13 protein-coding genes are annotated in these 19,466 nt (G+C 59.0%); all 13 read right to left on the bottom strand.

Annotated features, from left to right (window positions below; translation table 11 throughout):
- Positions 1-759: 759 nt before the first annotated feature.
- On the bottom strand, positions 760-2,019 hold the full coding sequence (locus RIN49_RS27310) for an ABC transporter permease (protein WP_309123273.1): 1,260 nt from the start codon (positions 2,017-2,019) through the stop codon (positions 760-762).
- Positions 2,012-2,920, bottom strand: a complete 909-nt coding sequence (locus tag RIN49_RS27315; RefSeq protein WP_309123274.1) for an ABC transporter ATP-binding protein — start codon at positions 2,918-2,920, stop codon at positions 2,012-2,014. Before RIN49_RS27315 ends, RIN49_RS27310 begins: the two co-directional genes overlap by 8 nt.
- A 5-nt stretch (positions 2,921-2,925) precedes the next feature.
- Positions 2,926-3,831, bottom strand: coding sequence for an ABC transporter ATP-binding protein (locus RIN49_RS27320; RefSeq protein WP_309123275.1), 906 nt, complete (start codon positions 3,829-3,831; stop codon positions 2,926-2,928).
- Positions 3,828-4,232 carry a GntR family transcriptional regulator gene (locus RIN49_RS27325; RefSeq protein ID WP_309123276.1) on the bottom strand — a complete coding sequence of 135 codons (405 nt, stop codon included), beginning with the start codon at positions 4,230-4,232 and terminating at the stop codon, positions 3,828-3,830. The genes RIN49_RS27320 and RIN49_RS27325 overlap by 4 nt, the downstream gene beginning before the upstream one ends.
- A gap of 16 nt (positions 4,233-4,248) precedes the next feature.
- Positions 4,249-4,968, bottom strand: a complete 720-nt coding sequence (locus tag RIN49_RS27330; protein ID WP_309123277.1) for a hypothetical protein — start codon at positions 4,966-4,968, stop codon at positions 4,249-4,251.
- A gap of 152 nt (positions 4,969-5,120) precedes the next feature.
- Positions 5,121-11,435 (bottom strand): phosphodiester glycosidase family protein, encoded by a 6,315-nt coding sequence (locus RIN49_RS27335; protein ID WP_309123278.1) that lies wholly within the window; start codon positions 11,433-11,435, stop codon positions 5,121-5,123.
- A 208-nt stretch (positions 11,436-11,643) separates the two neighbouring features.
- On the bottom strand, positions 11,644-12,186 hold the full coding sequence (locus tag RIN49_RS27340; RefSeq protein WP_309123279.1) for an aldo/keto reductase: 543 nt from the start codon (positions 12,184-12,186) through the stop codon (positions 11,644-11,646).
- A 419-nt stretch (positions 12,187-12,605) separates the two neighbouring features.
- Positions 12,606-13,544 (bottom strand): cytochrome c oxidase assembly factor CtaG, encoded by a 939-nt coding sequence (gene ctaG, locus RIN49_RS27345; RefSeq protein ID WP_309123280.1) that lies wholly within the window; start codon positions 13,542-13,544, stop codon positions 12,606-12,608.
- A 111-nt stretch (positions 13,545-13,655) separates the two neighbouring features.
- Positions 13,656-14,000, bottom strand: coding sequence for a cytochrome C oxidase subunit IV family protein (locus RIN49_RS27350; RefSeq protein ID WP_309123281.1), 345 nt, complete (start codon positions 13,998-14,000; stop codon positions 13,656-13,658).
- A gap of 6 nt (positions 14,001-14,006) precedes the next feature.
- Positions 14,007-14,645 carry a cytochrome (ubi)quinol oxidase subunit III gene (locus tag RIN49_RS27355; protein ID WP_309123282.1) on the bottom strand — a complete coding sequence of 213 codons (639 nt, stop codon included), beginning with the start codon at positions 14,643-14,645 and terminating at the stop codon, positions 14,007-14,009.
- The gene (gene ctaD / locus RIN49_RS27360; protein ID WP_309123299.1) at positions 14,642-16,465 is read right to left on the bottom strand and encodes a cytochrome c oxidase subunit I; all 1,824 of its coding nucleotides are present in this window, start codon (positions 16,463-16,465) and stop codon (positions 14,642-14,644) included. The genes RIN49_RS27355 and ctaD overlap by 4 nt, the downstream gene beginning before the upstream one ends.
- Before the next feature lie 96 nt (positions 16,466-16,561).
- Positions 16,562-17,563 carry a cytochrome c oxidase subunit II gene (gene coxB / locus RIN49_RS27365; protein WP_309123283.1) on the bottom strand — a complete coding sequence of 334 codons (1,002 nt, stop codon included), beginning with the start codon at positions 17,561-17,563 and terminating at the stop codon, positions 16,562-16,564.
- Between the two features lie 206 nt (positions 17,564-17,769).
- Positions 17,770-19,392, bottom strand: a complete 1,623-nt coding sequence (locus tag RIN49_RS27370) for an ABC-F family ATP-binding cassette domain-containing protein (protein ID WP_309123284.1) — start codon at positions 19,390-19,392, stop codon at positions 17,770-17,772.
- Between the last annotated feature and the right edge of the window lie 74 nt (positions 19,393-19,466).

Genomic DNA, 19,466 nt, shown 5'->3' on the forward strand with positions numbered 1-19,466 from the left:
TCTGGCCACCATGGACGTAACTCGGAAATGGACCGGCCGTGTTCAAAACTGGGGACAGATCCTGCTGCAGCTCTCAGTCTTCTTCCCCGACCGAATTGGACCCCATTTACCTTAGGCTGTCCGTGGGTTTTCTCTAGGAGTGTTTACACGAAATTCTTGACAGACCCAAAAAAAGCGACGGATCGGTTCCATCGCCGTTACTCAAAGTCTTCATGCTTACCTCAAATATGTTCAAGGTAAAGCATCCAACGATAGATACAGACACAGCGCGGAAATGGCATAGAATATTATGGGAACCCGACGATTTCGTCGCATATTCAACCCGAAAGCGCCGAAGAAGATCGCAGCTGCGAACTTCGATACGCTCTCAGAATATCCACCCAGCGGTAAGGCGGAGCTGCTGAGTACAATAGAAGTCAGCAAAGAAATACCGACTACCATCCGAAACCACAAGGGTGCCCTCAAGAATAATTTATAGTAAGAATGGATACGTCTCATATATTTCTCCTTCTGAAGACACAGTTATCTAACGATTTATCTCAATTATGATTGCAGAAATTTCGGTCCTGTTCCTTCCAAACTTCGAGCGATGAACCATAAAGCTATCAAGGGAAGCGAATAAAGAAAACCCTTGATTTATCAACGTTTTCGACAAATCAAGGGCCTTTTCATGTTTCAAACATGTATTGTAAATTGTCTCAGTTAACGATCGAATCTGTCTCCGTTATAACCGTTACTCACACACTACCTATCTTGCCGTTACACGTCGTACGCCTTCATCGCCTTCCGCAATTCCTTCCAGGTCGGCAGTTTACCGTAGAGCAGGACGCCGGTACGGTAAATTTTCGCGGCGAGCCAGCCCATCGCATAGACGCCTGCCGCGGATATCGCGATCGAGAGAACGATCTCCCACCATGCCGGATCGGCGAGGCCGATGCGCAGGAACATGACGAGCGGCGAGAAGAACGGCACGAACGACATGACGACGATGAACGGCGCGTTCGGGTTCGTCAGGCCGTACATCGCGACCATGAACGCGCCGACGATGAGCAGCGTGATCGGCATGATCACTTGGCCGACCTCCTCCGTCCGGCTCACGAGCGAGCCGACCGCCGCGAACACGGCGGCATAGATCAGATAGCCGAGCAGGTAAAAGATAATGAAGTAAACGAACAGCATCGGATCGACTTCGGACAAGTTAATATTCAAGTTCGTTAACAACGGGTTGCTGCCTTGCGAGAGCGTCAGATTCGCGGCGCCGACCGTGATGAACAACGCGATCTGCGTCAGGCCGAGCAGGCAGACGCCGATGATCTTGCCGAACATCTGCGTTAGCGGCGCGGAGCTCGAGACGAGCAGCTCCATGACGCGGGAGCTCTTCTCCGCGGTAATCGCCGTAGCGACCATATTGCCGTACCCGATGACGCCCATGTAGAGCAAGAAGAGCAGCACGTAGACGAGACCGAACGCCAATTGGATTTCCGACTCGCTCTTGCCTTCGGCCGCGTCGGTAAGTTGCACGGGTACGATCGACACGGGCGCGGACAGCTTGGCGACTTGCTCTTCGCTAAGGCCCATGCTTTCCCGGGCGAGCGCTTGATTGACGTATTGCAAGCCGCTCGATAAGTCGCCCATCAACGACGGGATCGCGTCCTTGGACTTATACTCGAAGCTCGGCACGCCGTTGACGTTCGCCTCGGCGCCGGCCTTAAGGTAGCCCGTGAGCTCCTTCGCCTCGACGAGCCTCGCCGCCTCTTCCTCGTTCGCCACGCCGACGACTTCGACGGCCGGCTCCGGGGACAGCGCGTAATATTCGTTGAGCAGCGACACGTATCGCTCCCCGCCCTCGACGACGCCGACCCGCTTCGGGCCCTCGTCCCCGCCGAACGACGCGATGATCGACGGCAGATGCGCCAAGACGGATACGATGAGGACGAAGACGAGCGTCGAAATGAGGAAAGACTTCTGCTTAATCGCGTTGCCGTACGTAAATCGGATAACCGTCCCTAATTTATTCATGTTTGCCGGAACCCCCGATCGTCTTAATGAAAATGTCGTTCAGCGACGGCTCCATCAGCTCGAACCGCGTCACCGTGTTCGTGTCCGCCGCGAGGCGGAGCACCCGCCCGGCCGCCGACTCGTCCGCGATTCGGATGTCGTAGCCGTTCGCGAGCCGCTTGACCGCCGTCACGCCTTCGATGCGCTCGAGCCCCTCCATCGGACGCTCCGTCGTCAGCATGACGCGTTCCTTCGGGAAGCGGCTCTTGATCTCGCGCAGGCTGCCCTGCAGCACGGCGTTCGATCGGTCCAAGACGCAGACGTTCTGACACAGCTCCTCGACATGCTCCATCCGGTGGCTGGAGAACAGAATCGTCTTGCCTTCGTCACGGAGCGACGCGATCGTCTCCTTCAGCAGCTCGACGTTGACCGGATCGAGGCCGCTGAACGCTTCGTCGAGAATGAGATAATTCGGATTATGAATGACGGCCGCGATGAACTGAATTTTCTGCTGGTTGCCTTTGGACAGCTCTTCGACCTTCTTGCCGTAGTTCTCCGGCACGCCGAACCGCTCCAGCCAAACTTTCAGTGCCTTGTCCGCGTCGGCGCGGCGCATGCCGCGCAGCTCCGCGAGGTACAAAATCTGGTCGCTCACCTTCACCTTCGGGTACAGCCCCCGCTCTTCCGGCAAGTACCCGAATTGCTCTTTCATCGCTTGGGAATACGGCTGCCCGCCGTAAGCGATCTTGCCTTCGTCCGGATAGATGAGGCCGAGCACCATCCGCATCGTCGTCGTCTTCCCGGCGCCGTTCGCTCCGATCAAGCCGAAGATTTCCCCTTGCTGCGCCGTGAAGGAGATGCCGTTCACCGCGCGTTTGGCGCCGAAGTTTTTCGCTACGCGCTCTAGTTTCAAGTTCCCCATATCGGTTACACGCCTCCGCTCTTTCGTTTATCGGATTCCATTAGATGCCACAAGATATCCTCGAGCTCGACCGCCCGCGTCTCGAGCGGAGCGATGCCGAGCGCGCGAAGCTCGGCTTCGGTGCGACTCGCGTCGCTCGTGACGAACCGCGTGCCGCCGCCGGCGCCCCGGCCCTCTTCCACCGCTACGACGCCGGGCAGCGTCCGGACGCGGTCCGCGCCTTCGCCGATCCACATCGTCTTCCAATCGTCCATCAGCCGATCCTTCTCGTATACGCCGACGATCCGGCCCTTGTACAAGAATACGATCAAGTCGGCCAGACGGCGCACCTCTTCCATGATGTGCGTCGCGACGAACACCGTCCGGTCTCCCCCGTCCATGAACGCCCGGATTTCATCCATCATGATGCGCCAAGCGAACGGGTCGAGTCCGGAGGACGGCTCGTCGAGCAGCAGCAGCTCCGGGTCGTGCGACACCGCGAGCGCGAACTCGAGCCGCTTCGTCATGCCGGTCGACAGCTCCTTCAGCTTCTTCTTCGGCTCGAGCTCGAGCCGCTCGCTCAGTCGGCTCCACGTCGCTTCGTTCCAGTTCTTATACCACCGAGCGACGAATCGCTTCCACTCCGACACCGTCATGCCGTCGTCGACGGGCAGCATCGAGTCGCCGACGAAGCCGATTCGACGCTTCGTTCCGACGTCGTTCGCGGGATACGCCGCCTCGCCGAAGACGCGGAGCGTTCCCCGATCGGGATGCAGCAGCCCCATCATCGAGCGGAACAACGTGCTCTTGCCCGAGCCGTTCGGCCCGACGAGCGCGACGATAAGCCCTTCCTCCACGGTAAGATCGATCGGTCCTAGACGGAAGTCGCCCCGCATTTTCTCGAACCGTTCCAGCTCTAGTACCGGCTTCATCGCGTCCCCTCCTCCGAAGGAAATACGTCCCGCAGCGCCTGCTCGAATACGTCCCGAACTTCCCGCTCGCCGAGACCCGACATCTTGATCCGCTCCAACGCTTGCTTCAGCGCATCGCGCACCGCTTCGTATTGATATTGCCCTCTGCGGTCCGCTTCAACCTCGGACACGAACGTTCCGGTTCCTTGTCTCGTTCTCACGAGCCCCTCACTCTCCAACTCTTGATATACCCTGCGAATCGTAATGACGCTGCACTCCGTCTCGACCGCCAGCTCCCGAATGGACGGCAGCAGCGTCCCGGCCGGCAGCTGGCCGCTGAAGATAAGCGATCTCATCTGGGATGCGATCTGATGGTACAGCGGTTCGGCGCTGTCATGCGATATGCGAATCGGTAATGGCATCTCTCGTCACCGCCCTTCACTCGAAATCCCGATGGAGTAAGATGCGGCGCAAGCGAAGCTGCATCCAGACATGCGCGGCGACGCCGATCGGGAGCGCAAGCGCGGTCCAGAGCCAACCGCCGGGCTTCTGAATCGACTCGACGACGAAGAACGTAAGGTGCTTGCCGGTCAGGAAGTAGAAGGCGACCACGAACGCGACGAAGGCGATCACCGCGAGGAACGAGCTCAGCAAATACCGCTTGCCGCTGCGGCTCCATTCCTCGACGACGAACCAGACGCTGAACGCATTGCCGATGGCGAACCAGAAGAGAACGAATGGAAGAAGGACCGCCAAGGGCAAATCCCGCGCCCAATCGCTTGCGATATAGAAAATGCCGAAAAACAACAGCGTCGACACCGGCGACGCCAGCAGCACCTGAATCGACCGGCTCATCGCGAGCGTCTCGACGGGAATCGGGAGCGATCGCATCATCGCGAGCTTCTTCGTGAACGAGTCGTTCTTCCAATACGGGTTGTTCAGGTATCCCTTGCAGAAGACGAAGCCGTTCATCGACATGAACGTGACGACGAGCAGATCCATCATGATCCCCGTGAAGGCGAAATCCTCGGCGACCCATTCGTCGGAAAACATCCCCGTAAGACCGCCGTACGCGCCGTAAAAGGCGACCGTCATAACGAGACCGATCTTCGAATGCGACCATTGCGTTCGAGTCAGCCACAATGCGTCTCTAAGCATATATGCCTCCTTATTGGTTACACTGTGTCCGTGTATATGTGTTTATATCTATATACACAGTATAACGACCCATAAACCAATGTCAACACCGCCGAGGAAAATAAGGAAAAAACTCCCGAAGGTTCTGTTCGAACCCCGGGAGTTTTCCGGTTTTACTGTAAGGCTTCGAGCATATTCTCCAACGCCTGGACGCTTTCGGCGCGCGTCAGCGCGCTTTCCGGTTGGAATCGGCCGTTCGCGCGGCCCTGCACGAGCCCTGCGGCGAACGCCTCGCGGATGGCCGTTTGCGCCCACGCAGGGGCTTCGGCCGTATCCTCGAAGCCGGCGACCGCCGGGGTCGACCCTCTTCGGCCTCCCGCATACGCGTACGCCCGAACGAGCATGGCCGCCATCTCCTGCCGGGTGACGTTCGCCTCCGGCCGGAACGTGCCGTCTCCCGCCCCGCCCGCGATGCCCGCTTCGGCGGCGAGCCCGATCTCGTCGGCGTACCACCGGTTCGAGGCGACGTCGGCGAACGAGACGGACGCCTCGCCCTTCAGCCCCAACGCCCGGACGAGCAGCGCGGCGAACTCCGCCCGCGTGACGGAGCGCTCCGGCGCGAACGTCGCACCGCCTACGCCCTCGACCAGATGCTTCGCGGACAACGTCCGGATAACGTCGGCCGCCCAATGATCCGCCGGAACGTCGCTGTAACGGACCTCGTATTCCAGCGCCGCATACGTGCTGAAGTGCTCGATATCGGCCGTCAGCACGCCATTTTCGACCGTGCCGCCCACGTATTCGATCGTTCCGTCGTCAGCCATGTAGTACATGCCGACGATCGTCGGATCGATATTCGGGCGCAGCGGAATCGAAATCGCGATCGGCGTCTCGAACGCGCGAAGCGCGAAACTCTCCCCATCCTTCGCTACGATCGAAAGCTCGAACGCATAGAGCTCGCCCGCCGCTCGGAAGGCCGCTCCCGCCGGACGGTCGACGCCCGCCAGCAAGCGTGCCGTCTCCTCCGCCCCGACCGGCTCCGCCTTCAATACGATCCGACTGTCGGCGCGCGACTCTGCCGGGAGCAGCTCGCTCAACGCCTGCAGCACGTTCGCCGGAATCGCGATCGTCAGATTTACCGCTTCGACGGTGAACGCCTCGCCGGTCATCGCGCGCGCCGCGTCGCCCGGCAACACCAGCTCTTCGAGCTTGCCGTCCGCTTTGTACGGTCGACCGCTCGTCAGCGCGCTCGCGTCGATCTCGATGCGGCCTTCCGCGGCCGGCTCGGTCGGCGTCGATGGCGCGCTTGGCGGCGGCGAATCGTCGTCGTCCCCCGGACCCGAACCGGCTGGCTTCACCTCAAGCACATAGTCATCGCTCCACTCGCCGTAATCCGCGGAGATGACCGTCGTGCCCGGCGCGCGCGCGCGGATTTTACCCGCGGCGTCGATCGTCGCGACGTTCGGCTCGCTGCTGCCGTAGACGACGCCGGTCGTCAGCGATACTTGGACGCCGTCGCTGTATATTGCCTTCGCGGCCGCGACGCCCTCGTCTCCGACGGTAAGAACGGTCGGCCCTTCGATGGTGACGGCGTCGATGGCAGGCGATGGGGAATCCACTTGCAATGCATAGGAATCGCTCCACTCCCCGTATACCGCCGAGATGACGGTCGTGCCCGCGGCGAGCGCGCGGACGTTGCCCTCCGTGTCGATCGACGCCACGATCGGGTCGCTGCTGCCGTAGAAGACGCCTTCCGTCAACGGTACGTGCATGCCGTTGTCATACGTCGCCCTCGTGACGCTCGCGCCCTCCTCTCCGACGAAGAGTCGAGTCGGCCCGTCGACGGAGATGCCGGTCATCGTCGGCGGAACGGCGCTCACTTGCAGCGTATACGCATCGCTCCACTCGCCGTACGCCGCGGAGATGACGGTCGTGCCCGCAGCCAGCGCGCGGACGACGCCGGACGCATCGATCGTCGCAACGCTCGGGTCGCTGCTGCCGTACGTTACGCCGTGCAGCAACGGTACGCGCCGTCCCGAGCCGTACACGGCTTCCGCGACCGTCGACGAAGTTTCGCCCGCCGTTAGCATCGGAGCGCCCGCCAGCTCGATGCGCTCGATATCGTTCGTCAGCGTGAACCGGTCGATTTCCTCGCCGGTGTCGACCGCCTTCGCTACGAACGTCAGCGTATCGCCGACGACCTCGATCGTAGAATATATCTGAATCTTACGGTCGTACACCTTTTCCTGCCAAGGCTGTTCGACCAGCTCGTAGAACTTCGGTCCGCTGGATCCGCCGACGACATATACCGTGCCTTCGCCCGGCTCGACCGGCGCGCCGCCCTTCATCGGGTGGGTCTTCAGATAAAGATGATCATGTCCGTTCAGCACGAGATCCACGCCGAACTCGTCGAACACCGGCGTCCAATGCCGCTTGACGGCTTCTGTGCTGTAATAGCCTCCATAAGGGCCTCTGTGGAAAATAACGATTTTCCACGTCCGATCCGTGTTCGAGAGATCTTCGCGCAGCCAGTCGCGCTGCTCCTCGAAGTAATATTCGCTGTTCAACACCGCGAAATGAATGTTTTTATAATCGAATGAGTAATTGGTACCTTTCAGTTCTTCAATACCGTTATCCGGAAAGTTGAAATGCGATTTGAAGTCCTTTCCTTCATCGCCGGCGTTATCTTCGTCTTCGCCCGTCACCTCGTGGTTGCCGACGACCGCGACGAGCGTCGTGTTCATCAGCTCTTCCTGCGCTGCGGCGAACCACATATTCCATTGTTCTTCTTCATGCCCGAGGTCGACGATGTCGCCCGCATGGACGATAAACTCCGCATCGGAAGCGTCGGCTACCCCTTTATCCACCGTGTTGCCCCACAGCTGGAAGCCCGCTTGATCCCCCGCTTGGGAGTCGCCGAAGAACAAGAACTTCGTTCGGTCGCCGCCGATCGGCGCGGTCCGGAACTTGCCGGACGCGCTCACGTTCGCGGCGCCGTCTCCGACCCTATAGACGTATTCCGTATCCGGTTCGAGTCCGTCCAAGACGGCCTTGTGCACGCGAATCGTGCCGTCGTTGTTCGTGTTATAGATGCCGCTGCTTCCCGCGAACGTTATGACGTTCGCGGCGTCGAAGTCCGTAAACTCGGATGCTTTCGCGACCTCCGCCACCGTTCCCGCCGTATGCGGATGCGTGTTCCACGACAGGCGCCGGCTCGTCGTCGGATCCTCGCTCATCGCGACGCTGATATTGTACGGATTCGGCGAGCCCGCCAGCTTGGATACCTTGAAATCGATGACAGGACTGTGCCTCTCGCCTTGCGACGCGAGAAGCTTGATCGTCTTCACCGCAGCGGTCAGACCTGAAACCGTCAGCTTGCCCTCCGCATTCGTCTCGCCGATCGCCGGGATTCCGTCCGCGAGAATCGACGCGCCGGCCACAGGGTTCCCATCGGCGTCCACGACGGTGAACGTTGTATCGTAGCCTTCCACGATGCCTTCATAATTCCAACTCAGAAGAAGCTGCGTCCCAATTTCCGAGACGACCGGCCAAGCGAAGAAGTTCATCGGCGTCGCGCGCCCTTCGAACGACACTTCGCCGGATCGCAGCGCGATGTCGTTCGTTCCAGCGGCTTCGGGCTTCACCTTGTATTTGATTTGCGCAAGCATGTCCGCGTCCGTCAAGGCTGCCGACTGCAAATTGTCGAAGGATACGCGCACGACGCCTCCGTCGGACACGACGCCGGTAACGTTCGCTTCGGTCAGCTTGGCGCCCGGAACGACCTCGTAGCTTGCCGTCTTCGACGGATCGAACGCGAACTCGAGGGTTCCGCCTGTCAGAAGATTCGCCTTCTCGCCGCGAATGTCCAACGTCGCCGCGTTCCCCGCGTAGACCGTCGCCGGCGTCTCGTACTTGAACTTCGGCGAGCCGAGATCGACGTTAAACTTCCATTCTTCGATCGTCTGGTTGCCGGAGAGGTCTCGTACGGACAGCTTCACCGTATGCGGCCCTTCCTCCAACGGCTCGTTCGGGATGTATGAAATTTCGCCTTTCGGCGGGTATAAGCTGTGCGCGACCGGTAGGCCGTCGACGTACAGCCGGATTTTCGCCGGATCGATCAACGTCGTGCCCGGCGAGGTATCCGGATCGTAACCCGCATCCTCCGCCACGGCTCGAATCGTCGGCGTCGCCGTGTTGACCGTCAACCGATCGGCCGGCGCGGCGTTTTTGATGATCGGCGGCGTCCGATCCTCCGTGAGCGGACCGTACACCGCCCGAATCTGGTCGATGTAGATGATGCCGTTCGTTTTGTTGTTGTTTTTCGTCTCCATATAGCGGACCGGCAAGTCCATCGTCAGCGGCAGCTTCTTGCCTGCAGGCACGGCCGCTTCGAGATACTTCCACCCGACCCAGTCGACGCCGCCGAGCTCGGACGTGAAGTCGATCGGGAACGCCGCGTTGTTGCCGTCGCGCATTTGCGCGCGCAGCCAGTGCTTCTTCCCGTCGCCGTACACCCACATGCTGATTTTCTCCGGGTATCCGGGCACCTGAATCCGGGTATCGACGCTCTTCGCGGATAAGTAAATGCCCGACGTTCCCGTCTTGCCGACGAAGTCGTATTCCATCCGCAGCGCTTTGCCGCCGAATCGAACGAAGTCCTCGCCGGTTTCCTCGAAGATTCGTACGGTGTTGAAGTTCGCGCCAGCCGCGTTATAATTGCCGATGCCGTTCTCGAAATCCTCGAGCACGACCGGCGGCGTGCCGACTTCGACGTCCATCGACGTCTCCACATTGCCGTGTTTTACGAATATTTTCCCTGTCTTGCTGTTCTCGCTCGTCGCTTGGAACACCCCATTCCCGTCGATCGTACCGATCGGGCCTTCCACTCGCCATTCGAACAGGCGATTGTCCGCTTGCACGACTTGTCCGTCTCGCAGCGCCGTCACCGACAACGTCGCGGCGTCGCCGACATTGAACGCCTTCATGGCGTCCGGAAACTTCAACGCGGTCAACGTTTCGACGACCTCGACCGTCGCCTCGCCGCTCAGGCTGCCCGCCCGCGCCGAGATCACGCCTTCGCCGGCATTGTCGCCGGCTGTGAAGACGCCCGCGGCGTCGATCGTCCCGAGCGACGGATCGACGGTCCAGACGACCGGCTCGGCCGCCGCGGCCGGATGACCGGTCGCGTCGACGCCCGCGGCGCTCAAGGCGAGGCGCGAGCCGGCGAGCACGCGCTCGTAATTCGGCCGTACGACTAGCTTCGCGGCCGCCTCCTCCGGCGCCGTGTTGACGAGCAGCAGCCCGTTCCCCGTCGACCGCTCCCCGCCGTCGGAACCGCGGTTCAGCATCTTGCGGGTCGACTCTCCGGGCAGCCTCGCGATGAACGTCGACGAACCCCCGCCGTCGAGATTGACGGCGTTCACGACGCCGATGTCCCGCATGATTTTCGCGAGCTCGACCGTCTCTACGCCTTCGCTGAAGCCCGGTGCGCGGCCGTCGATCTCGAACAGGACGACCGTGCCGTCCGCCTTCGTGCCGATTGCGGTACGCGGATGCACACCTTCCGGCCCCACGTTCGTTTGCACGACGCCGTCCTTGATCAGCGGACCTTGGCCGCCGACGGCGACCGTCACGTCGTTCCATTCGCCGCTAAGCGCGAATGAAGCCGTAATCTCGTCGCCGACCTCGAGCCCTGCAAGCGCGTTGCGCGCGGTGCCCGTCGCCGATAAGACGACGAAGCCCGGCGCGAGCGGCGTGTCGCCGGCGCCGGTCCGCACCTCGACCGCGCGAAGGCGCATCGTTTGGCCGCTTTTCACGGCGCCTTCCAGGATCTCCAGGCGCACTTCGTCGCCCGTCGCATTCGTCTTCGTGGATGTAGAATAATCATCCGTGTACAAGACCCATTGATTCGTATCGCGATATCGATTGATATGCGTCAAGCTCGTCGTGACGCCGTCGATCGTCACCGTCTTCGTCAAGACCGGGCTCCCGTAGACGGCCGTCCCGTCCGCTTTCAGCCCGAACGCATACGGAGCGGACGCACTGTTTAAAATCGTGCCGTCTCCGACGAAGAGGCCGTTCGGCACCCCGGTCGCATGGCCGCTAATGTCGAAGAAGTCCGCGTTGATGCCCGCGATGACCCGATTGCCGGGCGCATCCGCGTCGTCCGCCATCTCGGTCAAGCGTTGGAAGCCGTATACCTTCCCTGACTTCGTTCCGGCCTGCAGTTCCAAATGCGGCGCGGTCGGATCGAATTCGACGAAGTGCAGCTTCTCGGATCCTCTCGGAATGCTCATATCATACCACGTATATGCCGCTCCGGGCGCCAATTCGGTTCGCCGCATATCGACGATCTGTCCGAACTCCGTCCGGGGCATGTCCATCGCCGCGGCCGGCGAAGCCGGCGCGATCGGCAGCAGCGCCGACGCCAGCACCGCCGCAGCGAGCGCCGCGCAACTCCATCTTCGTTGTAGAAGGTTCAACTGCATACCCGTTCCTTCACGCTCCTCTGTCGTCGTTAGTCACTTATTTTCCCGTGAACAGTATGTCGTAGGATTGTTAAGCCTGGTCGCGACATATATAAATTTATTTCATGAATTTCTGAAATATGTGAAATTTATTTTCACAATCTTCATGAAAAAAGGAGCTCCCCCGCCGCTGCGAAGTAGCCCCTTTATCCGTGTGAATTGTATTCGCTTATTCCAACCCGATCCAATCGGCGCCGACGACCTCCGTCCATCGGCGGCGAATCGCTTGCACCGTCTCTTCCGGCAACCGGCCCTGCGCCACGAGCGTCGCGTTCTCGACCCAGCGGTCCGGCTTCGCCGTGCCGACGATCGCCGTGCAGACGCCCGGCTGCGCCAGCGTGAAGCGCAGCGCCGTCGAGACGACCTCCTGCATCGGCGCGTTCAAGAAATCGTACTGCAGCTTCTGCAGCCGCTCCCAATACGCCTGATGGTATTCCACGTTCGGCAGGCTGTCATATTTCCAGGACGTGTTGGCGATCGGCCGCTTGGCGATGACGCCCATGCCGCGTTCTCTCGCCTTCGGCAGCGTCAGCTCGATCGCCTCTTGATCGGCGATGTTGATCGACGTCTCCATATTCAAGCCGGCATCCAGCGCGCTGCCGAGCAGCCGCTCGACCGTCGCCGCGTCGGCTCCCTCGAAGCCGATTTCCGCGCCGCCGAAACCTAGGATGCTCACTTCCATATCCGTGCTGCCGAATTTCTTTCTTTCCATGAACGATCCCCCTTGTCCTCCTCTTCATGATTTCCCCGATTCTTTCTGCTATGCAACGTCACTCCTCGGCGGCCAGCCTTTGCAACCATGCAGCCCCCGTTCGCTTGCTCCCCTTGGAACTTCGTCGCGTCATGGATGGGTTTCATCGGCTCTCGTGCCGCCATCTTTACGATGATTACTTTTCTAGTCGCCCATGCCGTGCGATTTCCTGTGTATCCGACCGTTTGTTGCGCATCATGCCACCACGAAAAAAAACACACCTCCTACCGACTTTCGGTAAAAAGTGTGCTTCACTGGATTTATTTCCACAAATTTGCGCTGCATCGTCAATGGCTTTATCAATCAACGAGCCGCGTGCGCTAATAAGGAAGCGCCCCTTCACTATTAGCGCATTCCCTTCGCTAACGGCTCCCCGCCCCCTACTTCGCGGGCTCCGACTGCGCGCGCAGCATCTCGAGGTAAGCCGGCGTCGGATCGAGCGAATCGTCGTCGGTTTTCGACTTCGGGTTTTCCTTCCGGTACCATTGCCGGAACACATACACCAAGATCGAGCCGTAGACGATCTCTTGGAAAATCTTCATCAGCACGCCGCCGGTCCGTTGGTCCACGAGCGCGTCCATCCAACCGAGCGCTTGCGGGCCGCTGAACATCTCGAGCAGCGCCGTCGCCCCTTGCGGCACGCAGTACCCCATGGCGGTCGCCCACATCATCGGATCCGTATACGTGACGTACATGGCCGAACCCGAGAAAATGATCAGCGCGCACGCCGGCGTGAGCAGCACGCTGTTCGCGAAGATGTAGCCCATCTTCCGGACCCCCTCGAGCTTGTCTAACGAGGAGACCGGGCAGATGACCGGGAACCACATCAGCAGCGCGGCGATCATCAGCAGCACGTAATACGACGTATGGACGGCGAAGTTCAACATGACGAAGTCATGGACCAACGGGACGTGATAGATCGAGAACGCGACGTTAAAAAACAACAGCGTAAAGATCGGATTCACAAGAAATTTCAATCCCTTGATCCCCGGTATGCGACCGATCGGCCGCAGCAGCCATTCCGGCGTACCTGCCAGCAGCATCGGAGCCGCGACGAGGTAGGCGAACGACATGCTGATCATGTGGAAGGTGAACATCATGTGCCCGAGCAGATCGATCGGACTGCCGAACGCAACGTACAGGAACGCTAACCCGCCGACGAACCAGGCTTTCTTCGCCGCGGGCACGGGAGTCGAATCGGCGAACCGCGCGCGACCCGGACCTGTAATGTACAAATAGATGAGGGCCATCGCGACGAACGCCGCCAACGTGACCGGACTCCACATCGAAGTCCAACTGATTCCGACCAAACCGAACATATCGTATCCTCCCTCTTTCCCGATGACGCAGGAAGGCGGCGATTCGTAAGAACGAACCTCCGCCTGCCCGCTGCGACTCAACGACTATTGAAAATCAAGTTTGCTTATCGTTTACCACCAAGACCAGAGAAGTCCCGCCGCCGCGCACGTCAGCGCGACGAAAAATCCGAAGGCGATGCCGAGAATCGGGTATGCATGCCCCTTATCCTTCATGTGCATCCAGAAGCCCAACTGAATGACGGCTTGGAAAATCGCCAGCGTAATGATGAAAATTTGTACGAACCACGGCTCGACATGCGTCTCTTCTCCGACCAAGGAGTACGCGACCGCCAAGAAGGCGACGCCCGTCAGCAGAATCGAAAGCGCGAACGCGAGCAGATGGTTTCTGGGACCTTCGTGGCGAACTTTCCGTCGAGCGTTCGACGTCGACCCGTTATGAAGCGTATGATCGGCCATTCCGGATCACCCCATCTTTCCCATAAGATAGACGATCGTGAAAATGAACACCCACACGACGTCGATAAAGTGCCAGTACAGCGAGGCAACGTAAACCTTCGGCGCCGTTACCGTCGTGAGGCCTTTTTTCGCCAATTGGAAAATCAACAACGTAATCCAGAGCACCCCGAACGCGACGTGCGCGCCGTGGAAGCCGACGAGCGAGTAGAACGAAGTACCGAAGGCGCTCGAGTTGAACTGGTGGCCTTCATGTACGTAATGGATGAACTCGTAAATCTCGAGGCCCAAGAAGCCCAGGCCGAGAAGGACCGTCACGCCGAGCCACAGCATGATCTGCGGCACCTTCTTCGCGTGCATCGCCTGAATCGCGAACACGCTGGTCAGCGAGCTCGTGAGCAGGATGAACGTCGCCCAAGCGACCAAGACGAGGTCGAACAGATGCGCCCCGTCCGGACCGCCCATCGTATTGTGGCGAAGCGCCATGAACGTCGCGAACAACGTGCCGAACAGGACGCATTCGCCGCCCAAGAACAACCAAAATCCAAGAAGCTTATTCCGGCCTTCCAGCGTCGCGCGTTCCGGCTCGTGAGGCAGCTCGCCGGAGACGCCGTGCGCGTGCGGATCCACGTGAGTTACGCCGCTCATGCCCCTACCCCCTTGTCATCCTTCGGGTCGATATGGAACCCGTGATCGTCGTATACGGAGCGAAGGAACATGCAGAAGAACGTGATCACGAGACCTGCGATCGCTACGTAATAGCCGTTCCATTCCTCGCTGTACATAAAGCCTACGGCTGCGATGCCCAAGCCGATCGACATGAACAACGGCAGGATCGAAGGCGACGGCATGTGAATCGGACCGACCGGCTCCGCCGGCGTCATCTCGGTGTTGCCTGCCATCTTTTCTTTCCACCATGCGTCGATGCCGCGCGTAATCGGCGTTTGCTTGAAGTTGTATTCCGGCGCCGGGGACGGAATCGTCCACTCGAGCGTCCGGCCGTCGCCCCAAGCGTCGCCCTTCGCCGTCTTCGGCTTCCCGAGCGTCGCTACGATGTTGAACAGCAAGATGAGGATGGCGATCGCCATGACGAACGCGCCGATCGTCGACAATTGGTTCATCCACGTCCAACCCGGATTCTCATGCTCGCCGAGGTACGTGAAGACGCGGCGCGGCATGCCGAGAAGACCTACGATGTGTTGAATGAAGAACGTCATATGGAAACCGATGAAGAACAGCCAGAACGTCAGCTTCCCGAGCGTCTCGTTCAGGAATCGTCCCGTCATCTTCGGCCACCAGTAGAACAAGCCCGACAGCAAGCCGAACACGATGCCGCCTACGATAACGTAGTGGAAGTGCGCGACGACGAAGTAGCTGTCATGGAACTGCCAGTCCGCCGGCGGAACCGCCAGCATGACGCCCGTGACGCCGCCCATAACGAACGTCGGCACGAAGCCGATCGCGAACATGTTCGCCGTGGTGAATTGAACGCGGCCGCCCCACATCGTGAACAGCCAGTTGAAAATCTTGATCCCGGTCGGAATCGCGATGAGCATCGTCGCTACCGCGAACAACGCGTTCGCGACCGGTCCCATGCCCGTCGTGAACATATGGTGGACCCAAACCATGAAGCCTAAGAAGCCGATAAGCACCGTCGCGAATACCATCGCGCTGTAACCGAACAACCGCTTGCGCGAGAACGTCGGAATGACCTCGGAGATGATCCCGAACGCCGGAAGCACGAGAATATATACTTCAGGATGCCCGAAAATCCAGAAGATGTGCTGCCACAACACGATGTTGCCGCCCATATTCGGATCGAAAATATTACCGCCGAACAAACGATCGAACGTCAAGAGAATCAGGCCTACCGCGAGGGCAGGGAACGCGAACAAAATCATCGCCGACGTAATGAAAGCCGTCCAAGTGAACATCGGCATTCTCATGAAGCCCATGCCCGGCGCTCTCATATTGATGATCGTGACGAGGAAGTTAATGCCGCCGATCAGCGTCCCGATCCCCGCGATCTGAAGACCCATCAAGTAGAAATCCAAACCGCGGTGCATACTGAACTGTTCGCCGGATAACGGCACGTAGGCGGTCCAGCCTGCGTCCGGCACCTCGCCGACGATCCAGCTCAGATTCAGAAGCACGCCGCCGACGAAGAACGTCCAGAAGCCGAGCGCGTTCACGAACGGGAACGCGACGTCGCGCGCGCCGATCTGAAGCGGCACAATCGCGTTCATGAAGCCGAAGATGATCGGCATCGCCGCAAGGAAGATCATCGTCGTTCCGTGCATCGTAATCAATTCGTTAAAGGTTTGCGCGTCCACGAATCCTTGCTGCGGACCGATCAATTGAAGCCGAATGAGAAGGGCTTCGATCCCGCCGATCACGAAGAAGAACGCACCGGCGAGCAAATACAGGATCCCGATCTTCTTATGGTCGACGGTCGTCAACCAATCCATGAGGCCTGTATATCGCTTTACGGTGTGCGCACCGTGATGACCATGGGCATGTGCGTTAGCCACCGGGCCAACCTCCCTATACTGTGTTGTTTATGCTTATTTCAATTGAAGCAGGTATTGCGTCACTTGATCGATCTCTTCTTCCGTCAGATCGACCTTCGGCATCAACGTGCCTGGTTTCTCCGAGACCGGATCCGCAATCCAAGCTTTAATGTTTTCTTCCGTATTCTGCAGAATGCCCGCAACGTTCCCTCGCTCCGCGAAGCCGTTCAGATGAGGAGCGACGGGGCTCTTCGCGTCCGGTTGAATCGCGTGGCACTGAATGCAATTGTTCTTGAACACTTCTTCGCCCGCCGCGACGTCTTCCGCCGCGACCGAAGGCGCTTCCTGCATATCCGCCACCCATGCGGCGAACTCTTCTTCCGTCACGACGACGGCTTTAAAGTCCATCAACGCGTGCGATTGGCCGCATAGCTCGGCGCACTTGCCCTTGTATACGCCTACTTCCGTCGGCGTCAAGTGCATGTAGCTCGTTAATCCAGGGTTCGTATCCTTCTTGCCGCCGAGAGCCGGAATCCAGAACGAGTGAACGACGTCCGCGGACGTCAGCTCGAAGGAGATATTCTTGCCGACCGGCATGACGACCTCTTGCGAGGAGTAGATGCCGAGCTCCGGATAGTTGAACTCCCACCAGAATTGGTGAGCGACGACCTGCACCTTGATCGCGTCGGGATCGGCCGACAAGTTCTGATCGTGCTTGAACGTGTATCCGACCGTAGGAACGACCAAGATGGCGAGCAGGATGATCGGAATGACCGTCCAGATGATCTCGAGCTTGTGGTTGCCTTCGACTTGCTTCGGGATGTGGTTGTCGCCTTTGCGCGCGCGAAACTTGACGAGCACGTAAATCGAAATCGCAAATACGACGACGACGACGATAACCATGATGACGATCGACAAAATCATGAGATTCAGCTGCTCGAGCGCTTGCGTCCCTTTCGGGTTGAGCGGAGACGCTTGTTGCGCGCAACCCGAAAGCAGCAGCGCCAGCGCGGCGAACAAGGAAAGGCCTGCCTTCCCTCTTAACGACTTCAGCATTGTGTGGATCAACCCCGCTTCTGGTTTATTATTTTTCGCAGTGAAAACCGCGTCAAATCAATGGTTTTCGGGCGTAAGAACACCATACTAACTATAAGTTCGAGCCCCATGTTTGTCAATTTAACGACACAAACCTTCACAAAAAGTTCGGATTCGTGTGCGTTAAATTATGGACAGGGGCTCGATTCGGCGAAAATGTGACGATTTTACGCTTCCGCGTACAATTTTTCGCGTTGGCGTTTTACGTCCTCGTTTTCCAAGTATTCGTCATAAGTCATCTGTTTATCAATAATCCCGTTCGGCGTAATCTCGATAATGCGATTCGCGATCGTATTGACGAACTGATGGTCGTGCGACGTGAAGAGGATCGTGCCGTCGAAGTCGACGAGCCCGTTGTTCAGCGCGGTGATCGACTCGAGGTCGAGATGGTTCGTCGGCTCGTCGAGGATGAGCACGTTGCCGCCGCCCAGCATCATGCGGGAGAGCATGCAGCGCACCTTCTCGCCCCCGGACAAGACGCTCGCTTTCTTCAGCGCTTCGTCGCCGGAGAACAGCATGCGGCCGAGGAAGCCGCGCACGAACGATTCGTCTTGATCCTTCGAGTATTGGCGCAGCCAATCGACGAGGTTCAGATCGACGCCGTCGAAATACTTCGAGTTGTCTTTCGGAAAATACGCTTGGGACGTCGTAATGCCCCAGCTGTACTCGCCCGCGTCCGCCTCCAGCTCGCCGACGATGATTTGGAACAACGTCGTCTTCGGAAGGGAGTTCGGACCGACGAACGCGATTTTGTCGCCGGTATTGATCATCAGGTTCAAATTGTCGAGCACCTTCTCGCCGTCGATCGTCTTCGAGAGACCTTGAATCTGCAGCATCTGCTTGCCGGCCTCGCGCTCGCCCTTGAAGTTAATGAACGGATACTTCCGGTTGGACGGCTTGATGTCGTCGAGGCTGATCTTCTCGAGCAGCTTCTTCCGGCTCGTCGCCTGCTTCGACTTCGACTTGTTCGCCGAGAATCGCTGGATGAACTCCTGCAAGTCCTTGACCTTTTCTTCCTTCTTCTTATTCGCCTCGCGCTGCAACCTGAGCGCCAGCTGGCTCGACTCGTACCAGAAGTCGTAGTTGCCCACGTATACTTGAATCTTGCCGAAGTCGATGTCCGCGATGTGCGTGCACACTTCGTTCAGGAAGTGACGATCGTGGGAGACGACGATGACGGTGCCGTTGAACTTGCCGAGGAAGTTGATCAGCCAGCGGATCGATTCGATGTCGAGATGGTTGGTCGGCTCGTCGAGCAGCAGGATGTTCGGTTGTCCGAATAGGGCCTGCGCGAGCAGCACCCGCACCTTCAAGTTGCCGTCGAGCTCCGCCATCTGGCGGTCATGATACTCCGTGCCGATGCCGAGGCCGAGGAGCATCTCCGCCGCTTCCGATTCGGCTTCCCAGCCGTTCAGCTCCGCGAATTCGCCTTCGAGCTCCGCCGCGCGCATGCCGTCTTCGTCGGAGAAGTCGGCTTTCGCGTAGATCGCGTTCTTTTCTTCCATAATCTCGTACAGCTTCTTGTGGCCCATAATGACCGTCTGCAGTACTTGGCGCTCGTCGTACTCGTAGTGGTTCTGCTTCAGAACCGCCATCCGTTCGCCGGGCGTAATATGAACCTCGCCGCTCGACTGCTCGACTTCGCCGGAGAGAATCTTAAGGAACGTCGATTTCCCCGCGCCGTTCGCGCCGATGAGGCCGTAACAGTTGCCCGGGGTGAATTTGATGTTGACGTCTTCGAACAGCGCGCGCTTCCCGAATCGGAGCGTAACGTTGGATACAGTGATCATAAGTACTATGAAACCTACCTTTCCGTGCCTAAAATGCAACTTTTCCATTATATCATAATTACCGAAAAGTGTTG

This window comes from Paenibacillus sp. (assembly GCF_031177825.1).
Classification (GTDB): Bacteria; Bacillota; Bacilli; order Paenibacillales; family YIM-B00363; genus Paenibacillus_AE.